Annotated in this window: 32 protein-coding genes and 1 pseudogene; 6 read left to right on the top strand and 27 right to left on the bottom strand. The window is 35.1% G+C overall.

What is annotated here, in order from left to right:
• Positions 1–520, top strand: a 520-nt coding sequence (locus CWS20_RS28500; protein WP_206605393.1) for an S-Ena type endospore appendage, incomplete at its 5' end; no start/stop codon positions are given.
• 211 nt (positions 521–731) lie between these two features.
• On the opposite strand, the gene CWS20_RS25985 is transcribed toward CWS20_RS28500, so the two are convergent.
• Genes CWS20_RS25985 through CWS20_RS25965 form a run of 5 tightly spaced genes read right to left on the bottom strand, consistent with a single transcriptional unit; the run spans position 732 to position 3459 of the window.
• Positions 732–1142 carry a helix-turn-helix domain-containing protein gene (locus CWS20_RS25985; protein WP_047943734.1) on the bottom strand — a complete coding sequence of 137 codons (411 nt, stop codon included), beginning with the start codon at positions 1140–1142 and terminating at the stop codon, positions 732–734.
• A 22-nt stretch (positions 1143–1164) separates the two neighbouring features.
• Positions 1165–2043: an ATP-binding protein gene (locus CWS20_RS25980; RefSeq protein WP_047943733.1), complete on the bottom strand. Its 879-nt coding sequence runs from the start codon at positions 2041–2043 to the stop codon at positions 1165–1167.
• An 11-nt stretch (positions 2044–2054) separates the two neighbouring features.
• Positions 2055–2915, bottom strand: a complete 861-nt coding sequence (locus tag CWS20_RS25975; RefSeq protein WP_051641033.1) for a phage replication protein O — start codon at positions 2913–2915, stop codon at positions 2055–2057.
• A gap of 15 nt (positions 2916–2930) precedes the next feature.
• A complete protein-coding gene (locus CWS20_RS25970) occupies positions 2931–3203 on the bottom strand; it encodes a helix-turn-helix domain-containing protein (protein WP_031540233.1) in 273 nt (90 codons plus the stop codon).
• Between the two features lie 4 nt (positions 3204–3207).
• Entirely contained in the window at positions 3208–3459 is a 252-nt protein-coding gene (locus tag CWS20_RS25965) for a helix-turn-helix transcriptional regulator (RefSeq protein WP_031540231.1), read from the bottom strand.
• A 134-nt stretch (positions 3460–3593) separates the two neighbouring features.
• Here CWS20_RS25965 and CWS20_RS25960 point away from each other — a divergent pair, with 134 nt between their 5' ends.
• Together CWS20_RS25960 and CWS20_RS25955 are read left to right on the top strand one after the other, a co-directional pair.
• Complete coding sequence (locus CWS20_RS25960; RefSeq protein WP_051641032.1) at positions 3594–4142, top strand: helix-turn-helix domain-containing protein; 549 nt, start codon at positions 3594–3596, stop codon at positions 4140–4142.
• A 13-nt stretch (positions 4143–4155) separates the two neighbouring features.
• On the top strand, positions 4156–5307 hold the full coding sequence (locus tag CWS20_RS25955; protein WP_047943732.1) for a site-specific integrase: 1152 nt from the start codon (positions 4156–4158) through the stop codon (positions 5305–5307).
• 116 nt (positions 5308–5423) lie between these two features.
• Here the strand turns inward: CWS20_RS25955 and rpsI are convergent.
• From rpsI to CWS20_RS25920, 8 genes and pseudogenes are all read right to left on the bottom strand, one after another.
• A pseudogene (rpsI, locus tag CWS20_RS25950) lies at positions 5424–5489 on the bottom strand (30S ribosomal protein S9); the annotation flags it as partial.
• Between the two features lie 171 nt (positions 5490–5660).
• Positions 5661–6248 carry a hypothetical protein gene (locus CWS20_RS25945; protein WP_101226451.1) on the bottom strand — a complete coding sequence of 196 codons (588 nt, stop codon included), beginning with the start codon at positions 6246–6248 and terminating at the stop codon, positions 5661–5663.
• An 89-nt stretch (positions 6249–6337) separates the two neighbouring features.
• Positions 6338–6571 (bottom strand): hypothetical protein, encoded by a 234-nt coding sequence (locus tag CWS20_RS25940; protein WP_101226450.1) that lies wholly within the window; start codon positions 6569–6571, stop codon positions 6338–6340.
• Between the two features lie 64 nt (positions 6572–6635).
• On the bottom strand, positions 6636–6881 hold the full coding sequence (locus CWS20_RS25935) for a hypothetical protein (RefSeq protein WP_101226449.1): 246 nt from the start codon (positions 6879–6881) through the stop codon (positions 6636–6638).
• A gap of 79 nt (positions 6882–6960) precedes the next feature.
• Entirely contained in the window at positions 6961–7215 is a 255-nt protein-coding gene (locus CWS20_RS25930) for a hypothetical protein (protein ID WP_101226448.1), read from the bottom strand.
• 269 nt (positions 7216–7484) lie between these two features.
• Entirely contained in the window at positions 7485–7637 is a 153-nt protein-coding gene (locus CWS20_RS28280) for a hypothetical protein (RefSeq protein ID WP_158237042.1), read from the bottom strand.
• Positions 7638–7640: 3 nt separating this feature from the next.
• Complete coding sequence (locus CWS20_RS25925; protein ID WP_101226447.1) at positions 7641–8300, bottom strand: hypothetical protein; 660 nt, start codon at positions 8298–8300, stop codon at positions 7641–7643.
• Entirely contained in the window at positions 8288–8653 is a 366-nt protein-coding gene (locus CWS20_RS25920; RefSeq protein WP_101226446.1) for a hypothetical protein, read from the bottom strand. Before CWS20_RS25920 ends, CWS20_RS25925 begins: the two co-directional genes overlap by 13 nt.
• A gap of 166 nt (positions 8654–8819) precedes the next feature.
• Here CWS20_RS25920 and CWS20_RS25915 point away from each other — a divergent pair, with 166 nt between their 5' ends.
• Entirely contained in the window at positions 8820–9947 is a 1128-nt protein-coding gene (locus CWS20_RS25915; protein ID WP_101226445.1) for an HD-GYP domain-containing protein, read from the top strand.
• A 90-nt stretch (positions 9948–10037) separates the two neighbouring features.
• Here the strand turns inward: CWS20_RS25915 and CWS20_RS25910 are convergent, their stop codons facing one another.
• The 10 genes from CWS20_RS25910 to CWS20_RS25865 all read right to left on the bottom strand — a co-directional run bounded on the left by CWS20_RS25910 (position 10038) and on the right by CWS20_RS25865 (position 16226).
• Positions 10038–10844: a hypothetical protein gene (locus tag CWS20_RS25910; RefSeq protein ID WP_101226444.1), complete on the bottom strand. Its 807-nt coding sequence runs from the start codon at positions 10842–10844 to the stop codon at positions 10038–10040.
• Between the two features lie 95 nt (positions 10845–10939).
• The gene (locus CWS20_RS25905) at positions 10940–11218 is read right to left on the bottom strand and encodes an HU family DNA-binding protein (RefSeq protein ID WP_072502031.1); all 279 of its coding nucleotides are present in this window, start codon (positions 11216–11218) and stop codon (positions 10940–10942) included.
• 155 nt (positions 11219–11373) lie between these two features.
• Positions 11374–12015, bottom strand: coding sequence for a hypothetical protein (locus CWS20_RS25900; RefSeq protein WP_101226443.1), 642 nt, complete (start codon positions 12013–12015; stop codon positions 11374–11376).
• Positions 11999–12484: a hypothetical protein gene (locus CWS20_RS25895; protein WP_101226442.1), complete on the bottom strand. Its 486-nt coding sequence runs from the start codon at positions 12482–12484 to the stop codon at positions 11999–12001. Before CWS20_RS25895 ends, CWS20_RS25900 begins: the two co-directional genes overlap by 17 nt.
• Positions 12485–12623: 139 nt before the next feature.
• Positions 12624–12878, bottom strand: coding sequence for a hypothetical protein (locus CWS20_RS25890; protein WP_101226441.1), 255 nt, complete (start codon positions 12876–12878; stop codon positions 12624–12626).
• A gap of 294 nt (positions 12879–13172) precedes the next feature.
• Complete coding sequence (locus CWS20_RS25885) at positions 13173–13460, bottom strand: hypothetical protein (protein ID WP_101226440.1); 288 nt, start codon at positions 13458–13460, stop codon at positions 13173–13175.
• 114 nt (positions 13461–13574) lie between these two features.
• The gene (locus tag CWS20_RS25880) at positions 13575–14096 is read right to left on the bottom strand and encodes an LptM family lipoprotein (RefSeq protein WP_101226439.1); all 522 of its coding nucleotides are present in this window, start codon (positions 14094–14096) and stop codon (positions 13575–13577) included.
• Between the two features lie 176 nt (positions 14097–14272).
• Positions 14273–14800: a hypothetical protein gene (locus CWS20_RS25875; RefSeq protein ID WP_101226438.1), complete on the bottom strand. Its 528-nt coding sequence runs from the start codon at positions 14798–14800 to the stop codon at positions 14273–14275.
• Positions 14760–15575 carry a hypothetical protein gene (locus tag CWS20_RS25870; protein WP_101226437.1) on the bottom strand — a complete coding sequence of 272 codons (816 nt, stop codon included), beginning with the start codon at positions 15573–15575 and terminating at the stop codon, positions 14760–14762. The genes CWS20_RS25875 and CWS20_RS25870 overlap by 41 nt, the downstream gene beginning before the upstream one ends.
• 294 nt (positions 15576–15869) lie before the next feature.
• Complete coding sequence (locus CWS20_RS25865; protein WP_101226436.1) at positions 15870–16226, bottom strand: hypothetical protein; 357 nt, start codon at positions 16224–16226, stop codon at positions 15870–15872.
• Between the two features lie 130 nt (positions 16227–16356).
• Between CWS20_RS25865 and CWS20_RS25860 the strand changes: the two genes are divergently transcribed.
• The gene (locus tag CWS20_RS25860; RefSeq protein WP_101226435.1) at positions 16357–16875 is read left to right on the top strand and encodes a hypothetical protein; all 519 of its coding nucleotides are present in this window, start codon (positions 16357–16359) and stop codon (positions 16873–16875) included.
• Between the two features lie 40 nt (positions 16876–16915).
• Here CWS20_RS25860 and CWS20_RS25855 read toward each other — a convergent pair whose 3' ends face one another.
• From CWS20_RS25855 to CWS20_RS25845, 3 genes are read right to left on the bottom strand one after another with little or no spacing between them, the layout of a single operon-like run.
• Positions 16916–18454, bottom strand: coding sequence for an AAA family ATPase (locus tag CWS20_RS25855; RefSeq protein ID WP_101226434.1), 1539 nt, complete (start codon positions 18452–18454; stop codon positions 16916–16918).
• A 17-nt stretch (positions 18455–18471) separates the two neighbouring features.
• Complete coding sequence (locus CWS20_RS25850; RefSeq protein ID WP_101226433.1) at positions 18472–20019, bottom strand: AAA family ATPase; 1548 nt, start codon at positions 20017–20019, stop codon at positions 18472–18474.
• Between the two features lies 1 nt (position 20020).
• On the bottom strand, positions 20021–20296 hold the full coding sequence (locus CWS20_RS25845) for a hypothetical protein (protein ID WP_101226432.1): 276 nt from the start codon (positions 20294–20296) through the stop codon (positions 20021–20023).
• Positions 20297–20552: 256 nt separating this feature from the next.
• Here CWS20_RS25845 and CWS20_RS25840 point away from each other — a divergent pair, with 256 nt between their 5' ends.
• Positions 20553–21449: an HNH endonuclease gene (locus CWS20_RS25840; protein ID WP_101226431.1), complete on the top strand. Its 897-nt coding sequence runs from the start codon at positions 20553–20555 to the stop codon at positions 21447–21449.
• A 314-nt stretch (positions 21450–21763) separates the two neighbouring features.
• Here CWS20_RS25840 and CWS20_RS25835 read toward each other — a convergent pair whose 3' ends face one another.
• Complete coding sequence (locus CWS20_RS25835; RefSeq protein ID WP_158237041.1) at positions 21764–22975, bottom strand: zinc-ribbon domain-containing protein; 1212 nt, start codon at positions 22973–22975, stop codon at positions 21764–21766.
• Between the last annotated feature and the right edge of the window lie 163 nt (positions 22976–23138).

The following is a 23138-nucleotide window of genomic DNA, read 5'->3' as shown; positions in this document are numbered from 1 at the left end:
TGAAAAACACAAGTGCAAATGGGATGGTTGTGAAGAATTTAATGGTGATTCCAATATTTTCGAAATGATGCTAGGTGAATCTGATGATATTCCCAAAGACAATTGTAATGATGATCATAAACTCTGCCCAGAAGAAATCAAAGGATTTGATTTCTGCAGAAAGGAAGAAGAACTAAGATGCTTTAAACATTGCGGCCCTATCTCACAACCCTGCGATTGTAATTATTACAACCATTTTACCAGCCGTTCGAACCTTGATTTTAGCGGGTTGATTGTGATAAAGAACACAGGCAATTCGGCTAGCGGCTGTTCCATGGAAGTCCGCGTCACTGATATTGCAGGTTCAGCAATAGTCGCTACAGTCAGTCCTGGAGCATCCGTCCCAATCTTTGTCGAATGTTTAAGATCACTTGATATTGCATGTTTTAAAAATGAATCAGTAACAGAAACGTGCAGCGGTGAAGTCATCTTTGACCTTGAATACTGTACCACAAGATATGTTTCACATCGCTATAAATGATGGGTTCCTATAGACTGAAAGCTTTCTTAATATATTTTGTTGGAAAACATGTAAAGAAAATCATCCCATTCACATTACTATAACGTACACCATAATGAAATTGAGTAGGAGGGGGTGACTAACCCCCGACCTCCCACACTCCTGTACGTCTCGTTCGAACTGTTCTATGAAATATCACCCTTATATCTATTTTGGGCTGATTTTGGATTTGTTATGGTTTCCATGTAACTGTATTCATAGTGCTTACTAAATCCTCCAACGTATCGCCCTCCCCTCTGAAAGTGATTTCTATTTCATCATTCTTTAACTGGATTAGCGTTTTATTTAACGTATCTAACAATTTGTCCGACGGGACATCTGAAAAGTCTCTATTTTCAAGTTCCTTTTTCATGCGCTCAACTTGCCGTCCTAATAATTCGATACGGGCTTTTTTTGTCATATAAAATTGCTCCTGTAACGATTCAATTTCAACTGCCTTCATATTTTCTATTTCCATGAGATGTTCCTTTGACCACGCAATAAGCGTTGACTTCGATACGTTAAGTTCCTTGGCAATTTTACTAAAGCTGATCCCTTTCGCTCTTAATTCAATAAACTTTTGCCTTGTTTTGTTGTCCTTCATTCTCAATCCCTCCACGAAATAATTATTTTATCCGAAGTTTTTTTCGGTAATCTTCTGTAAATAAGTCAATGAATTTTGTATTATCGTATAGACGGCTAAAGACTCTTTCTCCTACGACCATAGGTAAGTCTTGATCCGTCAAATTACTCGTGTAGATTGTCGGTTTACCACTCCGACTTTCTACTATTTCAAAAATTATACTCTTTCTCCAATCATCATTTCCTCCCGATGCTTCCGCACCCAAGTCATCCAAAATCAATAAATCTAGCTTTTTTAAATCCTTAAAGATATTTTCTTCTGTTATGATAGATGCTTTGTTATACGTAGATTTAATTTTTGAAAGTAATTGTCCTGTGGTTAAAAACCCAACTATAAAACCTTTTTCTTTTAGCGTTCTGGCAATAGCTACACACAAATGTGTTTTTCCTGTTCCCGGATTGCCTTGAATTAAAAGGTTGTAGCGATCTTGTTCGGAAGCTAAAAATGTTTTCACATAGGAAATTGCCCTTTGTTTTGCAACAGTAGTAACGGGATTAGTTTCATGGTAATCCTTAAAACCTGAACCCTTTAATTTTTCGGGGAGAAGAAAATAGTCGTTCATAAGCCTTTCAGATATGAGCTGACTTTGCTCCTTTAAACCTTTTTCCATAGAAAGATTAAGCATATCCCTATCCCTACATCTACAACATTTGAATGTTTCACCTAACTGCTTCCAACTGTCATTATTATTTAGGCGGTAAACCAAAGCGGATGCACTTTCTTGTCCACACTGCGGGCATACAAGTTTTTTAAGAAAATCCGCTTCTAGCTCATGCCCTTCTAATTCTGGCATGAGTCTAAAAACAGCCTTTTTGTAAATGTTATTCTCATCCTCAGGTAGAAAGCTACTCGCAACTCTCATAGTTTAACCTCCTAAAATGGGAGTTCATCTTCCCATTCTTTCATTTTCTCAAATTCATCTTTTGTAATTGGTTTTGGTTCTTCCCAATGACTAGGGCGATCTAATGAAAAATGCTGTTGGCTCTTTTTCCTTATTACATTTCTGCTTGTTTGAATTTTCAGAACCAATTGATCATACTGTTTTCTTAATTTTGATGGAGAAAGTATATTTGTCTTCCAAAAGGAATCTTGCTGACACCAATCAATCACGGTGGATATTTCTTCTGGTAAACGATTGTCCCTTTCTATCATTAAACGAAAGTCATCCGACCATTTTTGAAGATTTGGTTCTTTAAATCCCGGATTATTTTCCCTAATGTTATTTAAAAGTCTTAATGCTAATTGATACGGTATGCTTTTTTCGTCGTAAGTTTTTGACTTGCGACAATAAGAATCTTTTACTTCTTTATCATTCTTTAATTTTTTATCATTCTTGTTAGTTGTTAGTCGATTGTTAATTGATTGTTGGCCGCCTGTTAAGTTGCTTGTTAATCCATCTCCATTATTCTGATAATCCTCCCAATTATTAATGGTTATAAGCCTATTTTTGTTTGTTGATTCATTTGTTAGAAAACCGAATTTTTCAAACCGCTTTATTGCAGTTCTTACGTTTTGAATTGAAATCCCCTTACCGCATTTTTCAACAATGGATTCCAAGCTTGTAATTACCTGGCCAGCGGTAACGTTATAAGGTTCCCCTTGCCATTCCCATTGTTTTTCTTGATGATTAACCATCAAAAGAAGTGTTATTAGAATGGTTTTTTGTTCCGGTGTGGATTCTATCCAAATAGGCTTATGCAATAAATCCCGATAAAGCTTAACCCATCCTAACATCACACTTCACCCGCTTCAGCCAGAATTATTTCGCAACCATTTCTGTACATCCCAGCGATTTAAACGAATGATTTGCCCTCTTTGAAAAAAAGGAATTTCTTTGCTTGAAATCATGTTTCGAATTGTGGGTACACTGACCTTTAAATAATCGGCAGCTTCTTTTATGGTTAATATTTGATCATGCCCGTTTTCTTCTTGTAATTCCATTAGAAGCTCCTGTAATGCATTTTTTAAATCTGTCCGATTTATGATTAGCGTTTCTTCTGGGAATTCTAGCTTTATATTCATTTATTTATCCCCCTTTTTCAACTTGAGTACAAAGATCCTCTACTTCTTTATTTAGGTTTTCAGCAATCTGTTTGATTGTAGAAAACCGTACCTTTTTTTTAGTCCCCTTTTCGATTTCACCAATGGTTTTTCTATTTACACCAGATACATCAGCCAATTTAGTGATTGTCCACCCCATTTCCGCTCGAGCAAGTTTAATTTTTTTACTGTCAATTTTCAGGTGATGCTCTTGTTTTATTAGTTTTGTACATTTCATCTTTTAAACATCTCCTAATTACTCATATTGGGTACAAATAAACAATATCATCCCGTTTTGAGAAATTCAAGTTGATATTTGTATTCATTATGTGTAATATTGATTTGTAATTACTCATTGGAGGTTGATAAATTATGTTTGGAGAACGAATTAGAACGTTACGAAGGGAAAAGAATATGACTTTAAGAGACTTAGCCGACAAGTTGAATATTCCCTTTACTACATTAGGAAATTACGAGCGGGAAGACCGGGAACCGAATGTTTCAACCTTTTTAGCATTGGCTGATTTCTTCGATGTAAGCGTCGATTATTTAACCGGAAAACAAGACATAAGAACATCAGATCAATATGGTTTCCAAAGGGATTTTAGCCTGCTTGAAGATCTACTGAAACAAGCTACTCCTGATATTAGGAAAAAAGCAGAAGACATCATTAACCAGTTGACTATAATCATTGGGGATGAACTAGAAGCAACAGATGTAAGAGAAACATCTAAAACATTTGAGCATCTATTCCAAGTTGTGGATTTTATTTTTAGTATGAAAATGGGATTTAAGTATAATTACGGGCAAGACCCTTCAACACCTTATGAATGTATAAAACTATATCTAGAGCACAAACCCACATTAGATATGAACTTAAATAACTTATGTGAAATTTACGCTAATAAGAAAAACGGTTAAATGAGGTGAAAAAATGGCATCATTTCAAAAATACACAACCAAACAAGGTCAAATGTGGTTATTTAAGACGGACACTGGAATTAATCCCGAAACAGGAAAAAGACAAACTACAACCCGAAGGGGCTTTAAAACCAAAAAAGAAGCACAAATAGCTGCTGCCAAGCTTGAACAAGAAATAGCGAGCGGAAGATCAATAAAGAATGACAACCTGACTTTTCAGAATGTATACGATCAATGGTTTTCCAATCATTCGAAAACGATTAAATTAAGCACAAAGAAAGCCATTGAATCCAAATTCAATAGGCATATATTGCCCCGCTTCAGCAAATTGAAAATAAAAGAAATAACAAGACCATATTGCCAAAAAATGATCAATGAAATCGCTCAATTAATTAAATCGGTAAATGACATAAAAATACAGGCTAACCAAGTATTCAAATATGCTTTAAAAATGGAGATTATTGAAAGGAATCCATTAGAGCATGTCACCATACCAAGACAGCAAAATGAAATTATTAATGAGGATAATGAAACGGATGAGCGGAATTATTGGAAAAAGGATGAGATACGTAATTTCCTTTCAATAACGAAACATGAATTAGATTTTCGAGATCATGTACTTTTTCATCTGTTAATCTATACCGGTGCACGCAAGGGAGAAATTTTAGCCCTTACATGGGATGATATTGATTTCGAAGCTGGCTCCATACGGTTAAACAAAACGTTATTTCATCATGATGGTAAATTCATCTTCCAAACGTCCAAAACAAGGGAATCTAAGCGTTTAATTAGCTTGGATCCTCTAACCCTCTCTCTGCTTAATAAATGGCGTATAAAGCAAAATGAAGCTTATTTAGCCGGGAAAGGTTATTTGAATAATAACAAGGTGGTTTTTGACAGGGATGATGGCTCTCCGATGCGGTTAGCCTATCCAAACGAAAAGCTGGCCGCTTTAATCAAAAAACATAACCTACACAAAATTACAATACATGGTTTACGTCATACTCATGCTTCCCTTTTATTCGAAGCAGGAGCCAGTATAAAAGAGGTTCAGGAGCGGTTAGGCCACTCTGATATACAAATGACGATGAACATCTATACACACGTAACAGATACGCTAAAAGAGCAAACTGCACAAAAGTTTCAAAGATATATTGAGTTATGAGATGTGGTCAGATGTGGTCAAAAATATTTTCGTGGTCAAAGTGTGGTCAAAAGCACTTTTCAGACATAAAAAAGACCCCCAACCAAATCGGTTGAGAGCCTTTGAAACATTGATAATTAACGTTTTGAGAACTGAGGTGCACGACGAGCGCCTTTAAGACCGTATTTTTTACGTTCTTTCAGTAACGAAGGAAAAAGGGGAAACTCTATCCATCATTCAAAAAGAACGCTCATTATTGTTTGTTAAGTTTGTCTGACCTTAAAAGGTAAGGTCTAATAAAAATAATAAAGTAAATCATCTATACCTTTATTGTACCTTCAATATACACACGTTTTAAGCTTTTACAGAAAAAATTAATTCTCTAGCACTTCTTTTACTTCTTCTATTGTCATTCCTAATGCTTCAGCAATTACTGAAGATGAAACTTCATTTTCGGACAACACTGGAATAGCATTACGCCTTACTTCATTTCTTCCCCGTTCAATTAACTTCTTTTGCTCTTCATTAAATCTTTCCGGGTAATGGGTTGCTAAATCTAATACACCATCAATTCGATAACTCTCCAGTGCTTTGATGAATTGTTCTACTGCCTTGTCCTGTTTTTTATAGTTATATAAAAGTTGATAAGCAGCTTCCATCAAAATAGCGTATGCTCCCCACCCTGCTATCTCTAGAAGTGAATCAATCATCATTTTAAAATCGTATGTCCTCTTAGACTTGGTTTTAAGATAGTTTTCATAATGATCGCTTAGGACAAATGCAAATGCTTCTACATTATCTTTATCCTCGAAATATGCTATTAGCTTTTCAAAGTCCTCAGATGTAGCATTTTTCAATCTTTCTCTAAGGTCTGGTACTAACATCAAATCAGCAATTAAATAATTGTTCTCAAGGATATCGTCTATGTTTAATTGCACATCTTTTCTATCTTCGTAAGCCATAATGTCTACTTCCTTCCTAATAATTAAGTGATTGTACCTACTTATAATTAGAAGAAAGAATTAAAAATCCTCCTTTTCACCGCTGAAAACTAAGCAATTTTCTTTGCTTTTAGGATATGAGTAGCAAGGATGCTTACTCCTTTCTGAACTTGGAGGACTAAAACCTCTCCCTCTTTGATGTATCTATAATGCTTTCCAACTTCTACCCACGCTTTCTCGGAGCGGTCTTGTAAGAGAATCTTTCCTTGTTTAACAGCAATAACCTGACCAATCCATGTTTGAGGTCCAATTATATCTTCTTTAATAAGGTTTGTATATTTCATCCTTTTCTCTCCTTTTCATTCCAATAAAAAAACCACACCTCTTGAAGAAGTGTGGATCTTTTATTTAATAGTTATTGTTTACTAGCTGACCACTCGCTTGTACGGTTCCTACAAATTCAGTTTGACCATTATAAACCGCGAATACATCACCTTGTTTTACCGGCCAACCTTGTCCTTCTTTTACTTCTTTCGCTTGATTGAAGCGGTTGAACATCACTAAATGTTTATCTCCAGTAGCAACTAGTTTATTTAATTGCTCCTTACGTGCTGCTTCTTTCCCTTTTAAGATTGTTTGAATGATAGTTTTCATGTTTGATTACCTTCCTTTATAAAGTATGATTTTTTTCTTCTTGCGTTTCCCTTTTAAATAAGATTTTTTAATATTTTCATTAAAAAATGGCTTTGTATTCATATGAAGCCTCTTTTTGCTTCTGTTTAATTCTGATCCTACGATAGATACGATAACCGACAAATAATAGCCAGTAGAACCCGATACCTAAAATAAGTTGATCAATCTCCCAGCCACTTGCTAATGCTCGTTTTCCAAACCAAATCGCAAATACGAAGAATAGTAAATGAGCGAATAACGTACCGATGAATGTAGGACTTTTTGGTGCTTTCTCTGTGTTTTTTACAATTAACATTTGAAACTCCCTTTCTGTACTGAAAAATTTTTTTGGAATCAAAAAAGCGTCCTTACGAAACGATTAATAGAAGAAACACCTAAAGTGCCTTCAATAACGGTTCCGAAAGAACGCTCCCTGATTATTAAGTTGCCCGACCTTTTCCTTTGGTCTACTAAATAAAAAATATAAATCAATTAACCTTATATCTATATTATAGCTACGACATACACACGTTTTAAGACTTTTAATAAAACTTTTTCGCTAATTATTTAAAATTTTTATGTTTATCAAATCCAAGGAAGCCAACTTCCTACCCAATTAATAAGCCATTTGACAACGAAATATCCGACTAATACTAATCCCGCAAATTTAAAACTTTTGGTAAACATCGTAACGATGGCACTTATTACAATTAGTATGACAAGGAAAGAAAATTCCATAGACTAACCCCTTTCTAGTATGTGAATAGAGTCACCGATTGCTACTCCATATTGACCGTATCCTTTTTCGTCCACTACCCATACCATTCTACTTTGAAGACTTCTAGAAGCTTTATGATCAAATACAGGGATAGCCGACTTAAATGCGTGTTTTTCTTTATCAACTACAACTAAATTACCTTTTAGGCGTAGATTATCGGTAATTTTACATTTATTTTGAATCCAGCAGCCATACGATAAATCCTCGGATATATGCCACTGTAAATCTATAAAACGATTATCTAAACGGATATCTGGTTCAAAAGGGTAAGAACTAAACTGTTGATGATTTTCCTCTGAGTCAACAAGTTCTAACAAATCTTTTTCTAAGAATATTTGTGTGTCTCCACTTTCCCATTCTTCTTTTTTTATAGTTTCATCTAAGCTATCAGAGTAGTCTTGATAATAACTTTGAAGTCTAGTTACATCGGTAAATTCTAAACAACGGTTTGCTACTTTTGGGTCATCATAATCGACACCGGCAAACATGGTACATTTACCTAAGTCATCATTAAAGAATGTACAATTCTTTCGGCATGTTTTCCCTTTATGTAATGTAGGTGGTTCGTGACGAACAGGAATTTCTATGTTTGATTTTGAATGGACTAACCTTAGATGTGACAACCTTCTTCCCTCCTTTTCTCCTTTACTAGTTGGAATTTTTTCTCTTCCTTATCCAATAACAAAGAAATGTTTTTATAGATCTGGGTTTGTTCAGAAAAATCTGCTTCAATCGTTTCATCGAACGGATTCACTGAAACTAGATTTGATACATAACCCTCCAACTCTCGCTTTACTTCTTCATCCATTTGTCTATAACGTTCCATCGCGTGATTTAACACGCATTGTATATCAAATAAAAGGGGCTGATAAATTAATATTTTTTCGGTCACCGGTTGGTCTAACATATCTCTTTGCCATTGAAGGATTTGTTGCGTTTCGCTATTTGTAAGTAAATGTTTCATTGGAATATTCATTAATAATTCACCTTCTCAAATCTTTATCATGTTCTTCATTATAAATAGTAAAATAATAAAACACAATAAATTAATGTCCAAGTATAAAAATACTATTTCGTTTTTAAAACTCTATATATTATAATTAAACAAATGAAAAATATAAAAAAGGGAGGTTGAAACCTCTATGAGACTTGTGTCAATTTACAATTGCGAAGCTGGATTAAAAATAGCCAAACCCATTTATGATGACCAAAATAGAGTTTTATTAAATGAAGGGGCAACTTTAACGGATAGTATATTAAACCGTTTAAAAAGCAAAGGGATTAGTCATATATACGCCCAAACTGACTTAACTGAAGGAATAATTAAAAATGATGATGTCCCTCATACTTTACGGTTTGAAACCACAAAATCAATGGTAAAGGTGTTTAATAGCCTAAGTAGCGATTTAAACAGTAAAGTAGCAGCAGCTACTCATGGTAAGTTGTTGAGAGAATTCAAATTAGTGTACGGGCAACTAGTAAAAGAAATGAAATACAACGCTCACTTATTAAATTTGTTAACTCACTTACAAGCCAACTCCGATTACTTGTTCGAACATTCCATGAATGTGAGTATTTATTCTCTAGCAATAGCAAGACAGCTCTACATTAACGAAGATGATATGTATGTATTAGGGTTAGGGGCTATATTCCATGATATAGGGAAAATAAAGTTAGAACGCGATCTCCTACATAAAAAAGCTAAATTCACTGAAGAAGAAAAGGCGACTATGAGAACTCATGCGGAATTAGGATTTGAACTGCTTCGTAAAGAACGAGAATTGCATTTGCTTATCTCCCACTGTGCCTACCAACACCATGAAAACATAGATGGTTCTGGTTATCCGAGGGGTTTGAAAGATAAGGAAATTCATTTATTCGCTAAAATAATAGGAGTAGCAGATATGTTTGATTCTCTTATGAGAAATAGAAGAGAAAAAAAGGCCCTGCTCCCTCATGAGGCGATGGAAGTTCTTTGGGGTTATTGTTATAAAAGATATGATAAGAAGATACTTGATGCTTTTATTAAATCTGTTGCATTATACCCTATTGGAGTAACTGTAACATTAAATACTGGAGAAAAAGGAGTCGTGGTTGGTTATAACGATAACTTCCCTCAACGTCCCGTAATCCGAGTCTATACAGATACAAAGGGAAATAAGCTACAAGAACCACATGATGTAGATATGTTGAAACATTTATCCATTATGATCGAACAATGTGATGCTATTTTAGATGAAGGAAAAATCGAGCGCGGGGCAACCGCATAATAAACGAAGGGAAAAGGTTAATAACCTTACCTTTTATAAAGATATGTTACCCTTATTATTAATATATATTTTTAAGCAAAAAAAGAACTGTTAATCCAACAGCTCTAATGCCCTCTTTTGTATGACCGTCATATATTCTTCTCCGTGTTTATTTTTCAAATGAAGGAAAGCAGTAATGTACATTCGTGCTTGAAATGTTTCTTCCACCTCGTCTACTCGATAACGTACCAAATTGTTCAATTTTACCTTATTAATTCCTAATGTATCTAAATGTCTATAAAACTCTACTTTATGATTCACACCAAAAATATTCATCAAATCACGCTGACTGAATAGTTGGGGTGGAAAGATATCTATTTTGGGTTTCGTTATCGGCTCATTCTTGAAATGTCTCCACATAAAGCTATCCATCACTCGTTGCATGTATTTCTCGAATGTAATGGATTTCCCTGTGCTTTTTTGATTCAAAATCGCAAGTTTCTGTTTCATCTGTAAAACGACTTCCGCTTCAAAATCCCTTTCATAGAATCGCTTGAATGAAATAACAGATTCCGCGCTATTACAAACATATCGTTGAAATTCTCCCCTATGAAACAATATTCTTTTAACAAATAACGAAGAGATTTCTTCATCCAAATCGTGTTCGATTGCATATTTGAATAACATCAGCTTGCTGACTTCTGTAATACGGATATGCGGAACTTCTGGAACGATTTTATCCAGTACATATTGATACGTACACCGAAGATAGGAAGCTATTTCTTCAATGGTGAGAGAAAAACCACTATTGATGAATTCTAGATAGGATAAACATATATCTTCTTTCGTTCTCCCTTGCCCTTCTATCTTGATTAGATTGGTTTCATCATATGTTTTTTCCTTTTTCTTCTGTTCCATCCTCTGCCCTCCTTTAATAAAATATTATGTTATCTTTATTAGTAACATATTTTTCCTTACAAAAAAAGAGTGTCTGTAATAGACACCCTTCATTTTTATGAATTTTTTACTGCATCTTTCAAGGCTTTTCCCGGTGAAAACGCAGGAACTTTGGAAGCAGCGATTTCAATTTCTTGTCCTGTTTGTGGATTTCTACCTTTTCTAGCAGCTCTTTCACGGACTTCGAAATTTCCAAATCCAATTAGCTGTACTTTATCGCCATCTTTTAAAGCATTTAGGATAGAATCAAATACTGCATCTACCGCTTTAGAAGCATCTTTTTTAGATAATTCGCTTGTTTCAGCAACTTGATTAATAAGTTCAGTTTTGTTCATGTTTATATGTATCTCCTTTTAGATCCTATTTAATAGGGAATACCTCATTTTTAACACAAGGAAAAATGTATGGCAACGTTGAAATGTCCGTTAACAACTTTATGTTCCTAGTTTTTTTGCATAGCAAAGGCTCCTTCTCTCATTGAGCAAGAGCCTTAATTCATTTTATAAAACTCCAACCCTCTTAAAATGGACTTCATGACCTTATCATTATTCCCTTCTTGTTTTACTTTCTCTATAAAATCGAGATACACAATCACCAGCATATCCTCTACGGTAATCACTTGGTCATTCATATAGGGGGAAACATCGTATAAAAGGATCTCTGTTCTTTGAATTTTGCTTTCTTTTAACCTAATGGTAATTTCAGCTAGGTCCCGGTCTTCTTTTTCCTCTATTTCTTCCTCTTCTTCAAAGCTCATGACAAAAGTGTGTTCGTTTACCCGTTTTAAGGTCTGCTTTTCACGTTTTGTCACGGTTTGGTAGGCTAGGTACTGCCTTTGTCCATAGCACAGATATTGAGCGGTTTGCTGATGGTTTCTGGAGCCTTTTTTCGTGTGATACAAAAAGTCATCATGTAACAAAGACAATAAAGCAGCCAAGTCAAAGGAATCCGGACATTCTTCATAAACCGTTTTTATATCATCTATAAAGACTTGTCCACGCAAATAATCATAATAAGGCACTGATAAAGTTAGATTTGCAATATCTAGCTGCAACCACTGAGAAATACCTTTTTTGAAAGGTGAAAGATAGGATTGTCGAAGGAGATTAAGGCGACTAAAAGATTTTTGCATAATCACCATCTCCTTTTATAAATTTCAAAGCGGATAAGACTAAATAAAAGGTAACTTTGCGTTCTGAAATTCCTTTTTGGATAGCAAGTCCATGAGGACCGCCAATATCTTGATAGATCGTTTCTAAGGGAGTTACGTGCATATACTTCTTGCTGTCTTGATAAGGACGATTCCAGTTCACAATAGCAAGGTTTTTAAGCGCGTAATTTAAAAGATAGGTATTAAACTTCGTTTGGGTAAGATCGTCGTTTTTAAGCTGTTTATATAGATTTGAGACTTGTTTACAAGTAGTCCTTAACTCCATGTGTTCAACCGGTGTGACAGGAAATTTGAGGTTATGAGTTTTATCGGAACGTGTCTTCCGAGGTTTGATAGATTTTTTAGATTGAGCGGGATTCACTGGTGAATTAATAACTACTGGCTTTCTTTCAGGTATCTTCTTTTCTGAAAAGAATGGATTTAAACTCATTGATATTCCACCTTTCATTTATCTCATGGTCACTTTTCCGATTCTCCACTTTTCCAAAAGTATATGAGATAAATAGAAAGATAGAACAAAAAAACATTCCTCACAATAGGATAATGGTTTTTAAATTAAGGTATTCAACTTAAACATCATCATTGGGTTCCTCTGATATATTTTGAGTCCCTTCTTCTTGAACATTTTTTGTCATATTAGTCCGAAGTGACCTACCGTATTCTTCATATTTCTCCCCGTGAAATTGTTTTGCTTTTATAACAATATAGCCTTCTTCGTAGGCTAATTTTAAAAATAAATCTATTATGTTTTGTGCTTGAATGAATTTTATCTCATTCTCAGTTGCAATCTCTTTAGCTATTTTATCGCGATCATTACGTATCATTGGATACCCCCCTAGTCTAGAGACCATTTTAATATGATTATACGACAGATAAATAGATAATTGATTGGTTTAAATTCTGAAAATTTCGTCCAAACTGCTACCAAGTAATCAATCATTGGTAAGGAGCGTATACAAATGAGTAAAAGAAAAACTAGTAAAGAGACAGCTAAAGATTTTGTGAAAGCAGCTGTAACATCTTCTAAACGTTCTGCTACGAAATTGGTGAGCGTAAAGCGAGTTAAAGCCTAAATGAATAACGAAGAAAAAATAAAAAAAGAGCCTACCGAAGAAGGCTCAAGCGGAAATTGACTTTAAGATTGTAACGTCAATCTCAAATAAGGTTGGTAGTGTTAAAAATTCATCTACTTGTTGAAGGGTTAAAGTGTAATGTTGACTCACCTTGATATTTAAGCGGATCTGACTTTGATGTTGAATATGATTGGATTTAATCACCTTGAAGGCTAGGGTCTGTCCTATCTCATCCACTACCTGTTCTTGAATAATACGAATATGTAGGGACTGATAATCCATGCCAGTATAAATATCGAATAAGTTGTACTGAATAAATGTTTGTTTCTTCATAGGTTCTCCTTTCATTTCCCTTCTTCTTTAGTCTATAACGTGAAATTGATTTGGAGAAATGAGAGTTTGATAGCAAAAAACCACCCTACTTTTAGGATGGTCCAAATAAAAATTCTATTTAGCATAAACATCTTCCCATGTTTCTTTTTTAATCTTATAGGCTTTGCTTGTTTCATCATAAGCAATAGTAAGGGTATATCGGTCCAAAGATTCGGCTGGTTCATTGGTAGACAGTAATTGACCTGTCACTAGCACATCCCCATGATAGATAAATTCATCTTTCTTTTTTTCTACTGATTCATCTGAAAAAGACTGTTCATAATCAGAGTAGTTATTCAAATGTTCGCTGTAATCACGATAATAGGTTGAAATATCTGTGATTGATTCTGCATCATCAAAATACAATTCTTGTTTCAATTTTTTAAGCTCTTGGATTCCACGGTTATTATAGCCTTCATCCCATAATTCTTCTTCCTTTTTCTTTAGTAAAGTGTGGGCGATATCAATCATATTTTCTTCTTTTAATTCATCAAATGCTACTGGTGGAAAGGAAAACCCTCCTTTTTCAGCTGTTCCACAAGCAGATAGAGGAAAACATAACCCTAATGCTGTTAGTCCGATTACTAATTTCTTCACTAAAAATCCTCCTATTGTTTCATTTCGCCTTTTTAATCCCGTATATTATTATTTCATATACAGAAAAAACTTTTATATGTTTATGTCCATTTTTATAATAGACATTGGTATTTTCTGATAGATAAAAGTATAAAAAAAGACCGATAGAAGCTTCTATCAGTCTTTCATATAATTCGTTATGGAATAAGGTTAACTTCTACATTAAAGGCTGGACCCGCTGAAATTCCTTCTGGAACATTTTGTCCTGCCCCCACGCTGATATCAGCATTTATTGTTTGCCCTGCGTTCATTTTTAAATCTCCATTTGGCTTATATGCCTCTGGAGAAGAGAAATCATAAATAGAGCCATTTCCGCTTTTTAAAATCACTTTGTCACTAGAAGTAATATTTGCTCCAGCTCCGTCAAATTCAGAAGCACTAGCGGATGTGTAAGTAATTTCAGGGGTGAAAGGAATATCACCAGTTGATTCGATTGTAATAGATTTTGTATCCCACGCTCCACGTTGCATATTGAAATTCAATGTTTCTGGTGTTACGGCTGCAGCTAATATTGGGGTATTTTCAATTGTAACGGTGGCTGGAATGTTTGCGGTATTCGCAAAAGCTGCTGTTCCACTAATCAGCATACCCGCGACAAAACCTGTCACCACTATTTTTTTTGAATTAAGCACTTTGTTCCATTTGCTTGTACGTTTTTTCATCATTTTCTTTCCCTCTCTTTCTCTTTTTCAAAAATACAATGCTACCGACAAAAATTAATCCTACGATCAATAAAAGGAATGGTAGGTAATCGTAAGTGTAAAAAACAAACAGTGCGTAAAGAAATTGAAATTGAGCGATAAATGAATCACTGTCTGGTTTTAACGGTGGAATAATCCTTGGTGCCTCAACATCAATTGGGACTTGTACTTTTACATTTTCTTTATTAATAAACGATAGATTTAATATCGTTAGTTCATATTCTTTCACCTTTTTAGAAGGTGCTTGTAACACTATCGGGATATAAGTCTGCTTTCCAGAAGGAATAATAACTTTTTCTCCAACTTTACTTTCATCGAATAGAACCTTAACAGGCCCTACGGATTCTAATTTCACTTCTAGGTCACCTTTTGTAATATTACCCATGAAAATCTTTCCTTCAATCGTCTCGCCTGCGTGAAACTTATCTAAATGAAGAGGTACAAAGGTAGTTAAGATTCCACCGTAATCCTCGGTCTTGATGGTTTTAGGAAAATACTTTTCATCTACATTAGAGAATTGCAATCCGCTTACGGTACTATCTGTCCGATAATCATGGCGAAAGATACTTTGAAAGTGATCGATACTTGGTCCGACAAATGAACCTAAAAAGAAAGCAATAATAATTCCAATGATGATAAGGAGATTTAGATTTTTGTATCCCTTTTTCTTTTCTTTCTTTCTCTGTTTCTCCTTATCTCTATCCTCCTGATATTCGATTTTCACTGGTTCTTCGAGCATTCTGTACTCTTCCCCCTTCGAGAACAAAGGCTTTCTTTTTGTTCTTTTTTAAAAAATCAATCTTACAAAAACAATAAATATCTTTTTACCAACTTACAAATATAATATATAAGCTTTTAATAACATTATTCATTATACATAAACCATTTAAAAAGGAAATAATGAAATGTCCTTTCTTCGATTAAAACTATATATTTTCATTAATTAAAAATATTAAACATCAACAATCCCCTTACTGACTGGTTTTAGAGGTCTCTTTTTATTAATAAAATGCGGTAGGTGAAATTTAATTCATTAATACTTATAAGTCATGCTCTTAAAAGACTCACCACTTACGATATCTTGTGTACTTTCGATGAACTTCTCTAATTGAATGACGTACTTTTCCGCACCTTCTGGATGATCAGCGATATCCTGAATAGATTTATAAGCATAATCTTGATTGATTTCATTTGATTGATTAATAAAATTGAAGGTAACACTAGGAGAAACTCGGCTAACAAATACCACAGCAATAAAACAAAATAAGGATAGTTTCATCATTCCGGTAAAAAATGACCGGATAAAGATTATACCTCCATTCATTGCAGAAACTATGACCGCAATAAATACAAAAGTCATTATGAAAAAGAGTGTGGGTAAATCAACCATGATTCTCCCCTCCTTTATTAATATATTTCTATTAATATTTTAACTTCAATTTTACGTTATTCTTAGTGGCTAATGTAGATTAGTAGTCTTTATGGTATAGTGATTTCTAGTTATTAAGGAGGGTTGATAAATGGAAACAATTAAGGAATTTTGTGATTCTGTTGGTAAAGAATATACTTATTATCTCTATCAATACTTTAATATTCAAAATAAGGGAAAGTTAAATCGATTTCCGTGGTGTTGTCACGCTTCTTCTAATCTAATTGCCTCCTATTTGTCTGTTCATTATGATAAATCGATTGTTCACAAAAAAACACCTGCTCATGGAGTGGCTCTAGGAGAAGATTGTGTGGTAGATTTTACGGAGTTTCAATTCAGACTAACCAAAGAGGAAAAAGAGCGATTCTACGATTCTTCTAATCCTTATAAGAAAGAAGAAATCTACGCATTGCTTAATCGTGAACCGGTCTATCAGAATTCGGATTCGGCTAGTTTTATAGTTGCTAATTCATTCGGTAACTGCCCTTTATTTGGAGTAAAGTATGCTAAAAAAATCGAGGATCCAAAAACACTCAATGGCTTTATGCAATATGTAAAGTTGGCTATCAAGGATGTTGGAGAAAAAGTGGTCAATGCAGGGCTATATTAAAAAAGTGTAGGGGATGTCCTCTACACTTTTCCTTTCAATTCTATTCGGTTGGAATATCCTCTGGTAAAACTGTTTCGAAATCATCAATGTTCATATCAGAAATGCGATTGTTTTGATTTACATGGATAGCATCAATGATATTTCGTACTGTTCTTCCGTTCCCTTTTACGTGTCCGTCATATCTCGCCTTTTCCTCTAGTAAAATACGTAGCTTTTCTTGAGCTTTCAGTGTTGGTTTCATATCTAAACCTTTCATCATCAGCTTAGCTAATTCCATTAATTCATCAATACTATAATTAGGGAAGTCGAAATGATATCGAACCCTTGATTCAAAGCCTTGATTTTTCTCAAATAAACGCTGCATATCTTCCTCATACCCAGCTAAAATACAAACAAATTTATCTCGATGATTTTCTAGCTCTGGTATTAAGGTGTCTATCGCTTCCTGTCCAAAGTCTTGTGGCCCACCACTAGCAAGAGCGTACGCTTCATCAATAAAGAGAACTCCCCCCATTGCTTGCTGAACCAATTCTTTTGTTTTTTCAGCTGTTTGACCTACATAAGAAGCGACTAAACCGCTCCGATCAGTCTCGATATAGTGACCGCTCTCTAACACACCTACACCTTTTAGAAGGTCAGCGATAATACGAGCAACTGTTGTTTTTCCTGTTCCAGCATCTCCTTTAAAGACCATATGGAGCGTAACTGGTTTTGTTTTCTTTCCCGCTTTTTCTTTCTTTTTTTCGATTTCTAGAAATTTAACAACACGTAGTACCTCTTCTTTTAAATCATCCATACCGATTAATTGATTCAGCTCTGATAAAGCCTTTTGTTTAATCTCTTCTAAACCTTTTTCTCCTTTTTCCTCTTTCACAAAATTATCTGGAATGAATAAATCAATATCATCATGGTCTACATCTTGTAATCCCCATTCTTCTTCTGGTAAAAGGTCAGGATCTTCCTCTACCTCTACTACCGTTGAAGGAGAATTAGATACATCCTCTTCAAAAAATAGTTCATCAAATTCATCCATCGTTTGTTTCTCTTCTGTTTCTGGCTGATACACTAATTCATCTAATACATCGTCAGATATTGGAGTTTCAACCTTTTGAGGTTCAAGGAAATCTAATTCAAAATCCTGTCCAACCTTTTCTTCCGTAGTTGCTGCTACCTGTTGAGCAGGCGAAAAAAATTCCTCTTCTAGTTCCTTATCCAACTCGGACAACTCCGAATCAATATCATCAAATAGGGTATCATCTAAGCCAAAATCATCTTCTACATCGTCAAAAAGGTCATCCTCTGTGTCCTCTTTATCTTCAAACACATAGTCCTCTTCCTCAACTTCTAACGAAGGAGAAGAAGTAGAATGGGGAAAGGCTTGGTCGTAGCCTTCCCACAAATTCTTTTCTTCTTCTTGTATTTCCGTTTTTTCTGTAACAACTGAGGCTGAATTCTTTTTTGGTCGAAACATCGTTATGGCATAAATGAAGGCAGGAACGATGAAATACCAAATATTATGAGTGGTTATAAATGCTATCAACCCCACGACTAGTAAGCCGATCATCAAAAACAATCGCATAAAGCGGTGTCCCCCTTTTAATCTCTCATTTCTTTAATTGCTAACTCAATCGTAGTCGAATGAATTTTCCGTACATCAGCAATCTGATTATTAGCAATCATTATTTTGTGGTGTTTTTCTACCTTATCAACGAAATTTCGAACCCATCTACCGTTTCCGTCAATCGCTCCATTCTTCACTTTAGAGGAAATAGCTTTTTCGATAAGCGATTGAAGATGTGAACCTTCGTAACCACGTTTGCCAATATAAAGCATGGCCAATTTAGAAAGCTGTTCTGGAGTATAATCAACAAAGCGGAATTTATAAGCAATACGGCTTGTGAATCCCGGATTGGCTTTCATTAATTTATTCATTTCCGCATCATAACCGGCAAGAATGACCACCATTTCTTTTCGATAATCTTCCATGCACTTGATGATGGTATCAATCGCTTCCTGTCCGAATTGATCATTCTCTCCATTTTTCAACGCGTAAGCCTCATCTATGAAAAGCACTCCACCTTTAGCTTCTTCAAATTTGTCCATTACCTTTTTAGCGGTCTGTCCTTGATATTCTGCAACTAAATCCCCTCTTTGAGCTTCAATAAGTTGTCCTGTTTCAAGATAACCTGTGGCTTGTAGGATTTTAGCAATTAATCTTGCGGTTTCTGTTTTCCCTGTTCCCGGAGGACCGGAGAAAATCATGTGCATGGTGTTTTTATCTGGGGAAATCCCTTCCCTTTCTAATTTTCGGTTCGCTTTGATTTCAAGAATGATATTTTTAACTTCCTGTTTCACTTCTTCTAATCCAATCATGCTGTGCAATTCTTTCATAGATTCCGTATATATGGATTGGCGTTCTTCTCTCGTAAGTGGAGCCGGACGGAAGGTAGAAGGTTCGGCTGAATTTTCATATCCTTGAGCTTGCTGATAACCTGCAGCACTTTCTTCTTCTTTTTCCCCTTTTGCAAATAAATCACTAATCGCTCCGATATCCCCTTCCATAACAGCACCAAGAGCGTCAAAACGATCAGAAATAGAACCTACTGTGTCACCGATATTACTTACCATATCAACGACATTTCCAATTCCGTTTGAAGAATTCAACTCTTCCGTTACATATGATTGTGACGGAGATTGATTTTGTTTTGTTTGGTATTCTTCTATATCCCTATCTCTTTTGTCTAGCTCCGCTTGTAAGGAATCCCTTGCTTCGTCTAAACCATTTTCAGATAGCTCCCATAATTCTTCATGACCATATTTCGCTGCATGGTTATAAGAAAGGAGATAAGGTGGAATTGCGGATTCAAAAGGAAGAACTTTCTGTGCAATCCAACCTAACAAACTAAGTCCTACTACTAATATGTAAAAGGGAATCGGAAGAAATAAAGATAAAATAATCGAAAGGGTTAAGGCAATTAGTACAAAAGGATTTTCCCCTAACCAAATGAAAGGAACATGAACTAGCCGATCTATCCATGTTGCTGACATTAAATAAACAGGTTGGTTCTCTAATTCCGAGATATATCCTTCTTCCCTACTTTTTTCTTCAAATGGTTCCGACTCATATTTATTTTGGCTTTGCATCTCACTTCACCCCTCCAAAAAATCGCTTGAAATTTTCTTTGTAAAATTGGATATAGCGGAAGGTTAATCGTTCAGTAAACGAGTCCTCTCTTATTTTTTGAGTTCGAGCTGCAGCTATCACCCAAACTAGAAATACTATCATAAAGAAAATAGATAAAGAGAGATCAAAATGTAATGCTTTCTCTAAGTACGTCATTACAACAAAAAAAGCGATAGTAATAACGGTATACTCTTTATGTCGCCATAAAAAGGCGATAAATTGACCAATACGATACATAATATGCTCCTTTCTATTAAACAAACTTCACTTTTTTTCCTTTATATATTTAACTCATATGCTACATTATCCACGAAAATATGTGATTCGTCTATAATATATTAACGTTTAATACCGTTTTCTCTTTAGTTAATAACTTTTTAAAAGTTAAAGGAAAAATAAATAAACAAAATTTTAAAATATAATCCAAAAAATAGTAAAATGGTAATTAGCTAGTATAAAAGTTCTATGACGATAGTTTAGGAGGTACATATAAATGGGGGTTTTTCGGAAAGTAAGTAAAGGGGTCGGCACTGTAGGGGGAGGTCTAATAGGTGGAGCGGTTAAATTAACCGGTAAAGCGGTTGGGACTAAATTTAAAGGCGCTGGTGAGTGGATGGAAGAAGTCGGAGGGAATGTCCATAGTGCATCTAAGATAGCTATGGATAATTTTGGACAGTTTGCCGAAGGTGTTGGAGAAAGTGCTTATGGGGCAATAAAAAAAGATGAGTATTATAAGCAAAAAGGGATCGAAAATTTAAAGGATTCTACTGGACGTACTGTAAAAGGAATTGGCTCTGCTATCAAGTACACTGCTTCAAATGCTGGTACCACTATTAAAGGCGTAACAAGCGGAAATAAGGAAGAAACGATAAAAGGACTTAAAAATTTAGGGAAAGTAGTAGCGGTATCTGCTTTAGCGGTTGGTGTTGTTGATATTATCGATGGAGCGGATATCGCTGATGCCGAACAACTTGATACAATAAACGATAGTTTAAATGGGTATGAGCATCCAGAAACTGGTGTACCATTTGTTGAAAAAACAGTCGATTTACCAAATGGACAAGTTGTTGAAGGGACTTTCCCTGTTTTTGAATCTGATTTTAGTGTCGTTATCGCAGAAGAGTTGTATTTAGAAAGTGATGATGTTCATTTTGAATTAGCGAATAACACTTTATATCAAGCAATTCAAGAAGATCCAAGCCTTGTTCGTGAACTAGGACTCTCCAACGCTGATGTACAAGTATTAGCTAACGGAGAAACTCCTGAAGGCTTTACATGGCACCATAATGAGGAACCCGGCAAACTCCAGCTGGTCAATGAAGAAATTCACGAACAAACTGGACACACTGGAGGACGTTCTATTTGGGGTGGAGGAAGCGCGTATCGTTAATAACCTTATAACAGAAATTAATTTCAAAAAAGTTGATCTGATTTGTGATCAACTTTTTTTGAAATTGTTATGGTAAAAAGCACATGAAACTATGCCCTTTTAAAAAGTTGTATAAACCCCTTTATTAAATTTTTCCCTCTATTTCATCAATAAATCTCGATCAATCGATACTACATTATTAGACTTAGTGAGTTCCTCTGCTGGATCTGTAAATAGTTATTTGTAACCACCCAACCGTCATCATTAATAATGATACTTAGTAAAAATAATTTCTTGAACTGCTTTGAGTCCGCTCTTTAACTTCATATCTTATTTCAAAACTTAACTCGACAACATTTACAACGACTACTATTTCTAGCATTGGGTGATTGCTGCCAACTGCACCCATTCGCACATTTCCACCAAACTAATTCTCTAGCGTAAGCCCCAGTTTCCTCCGGAGAAAATTCATTCATTTCATAGTCCCATAATTTTAATAAATACGGTTTCTTTTTAGCAATACTCTTTTCAAATGGAACCTTATGAGGCTGAAAACGTCCAAATTCTTCATAGCATCTTTTACAACCTCGTCCAGCTACTCTAGAATATACATAGCTTGTATAGGTATGTCCACGCTCACAAATCCATGTTGCTAAGTAATGCGATCCTAATGGGATCTCACTAGGCTGTTTCTTGTTCTCTGTAGGATGCCATTCATTCGCTAAGTTAGGTCGTAGTACAGCTAGAGAATTGGTATCATTAACTCGTTTCCCAGCACAGTAAGGACAATTCTCCCCTCTACCTGTACGTTCATTGACCATATTATCATAGGAAGAATGACAATCAGGACAGTTCCAAAAAACCACTTCATTAGAATGAGCAGAGATTCTTTCGGGTATTAATTCACCATTCCTTTCGTAATCCCATTCTAATGCAATCGAAGGAAACAAATAAGCTAAACTACTTTCTACAGTTACTTCATTACCAGTACAAAAGCGGCAACCATGCCCTTTAGTTCTACTTATGATCTTAGCATCAAAGTCATGGCCGTTTTTTTTACATTTCCACCATACTTGATAACCTGACTTAGCTTTAAAATGTTCTGGAGTAAAAGGAGCATTCCTTTCAAAATGCCATTCCCCCTCAAGCTCCGGAAACAAATCTTGTAAACTGTTATTTACTTTTACTGGAGAAAGTTGCCTTAGTATTGGAATAGTATCTTTAAGGACATCTACTTCGTCTATAATTAGTTTATCTGCTCCGAGAAATAGAAGAACGGCTTTTATATATTCATTAACTGATGGTTCCCCAGTTCTTTTGTACGAATATATCTTTAAATTTGAATGAGAAAAAGTGAATTCTGGCAGTCCTTCTTCTCGAATTCGCAAAAGAGAGAGATTTTTTTCAAGAACCCTCTTACTCTTCTCTTCATCTTTATCCCTTCTATTTCGATGTGGATGTAGCCCATCATACTCAATGGCAAGTCCAAGAGAAGGAATAAACAAATCAACTGACTTAAATGGCTTGATACTCAGATCTTCATCCAATCTAGTATCTGGAAATACCCGTTTTACGTAGAAAAGTAAAGCCAACTCAGGAAACGAGTGATTCCACCGTTTCTTACATAAAGGACAGCCGCTTTTTTTACTTGTCCGATTAGCAACTCTTCTTCTCCATTCATATCCACAATTTTAAGAAAAACCGGGCATA

Source organism: Cytobacillus horneckiae (assembly GCF_002835735.1).
Taxonomy (GTDB): domain Bacteria; phylum Bacillota; class Bacilli; order Bacillales; family Cytobacillaceae; genus Cytobacillus; species Cytobacillus horneckiae.
Note: the sequence above shows the minus strand (reverse complement) of the source record. Positions and strands in the feature narration are given on the sequence as shown.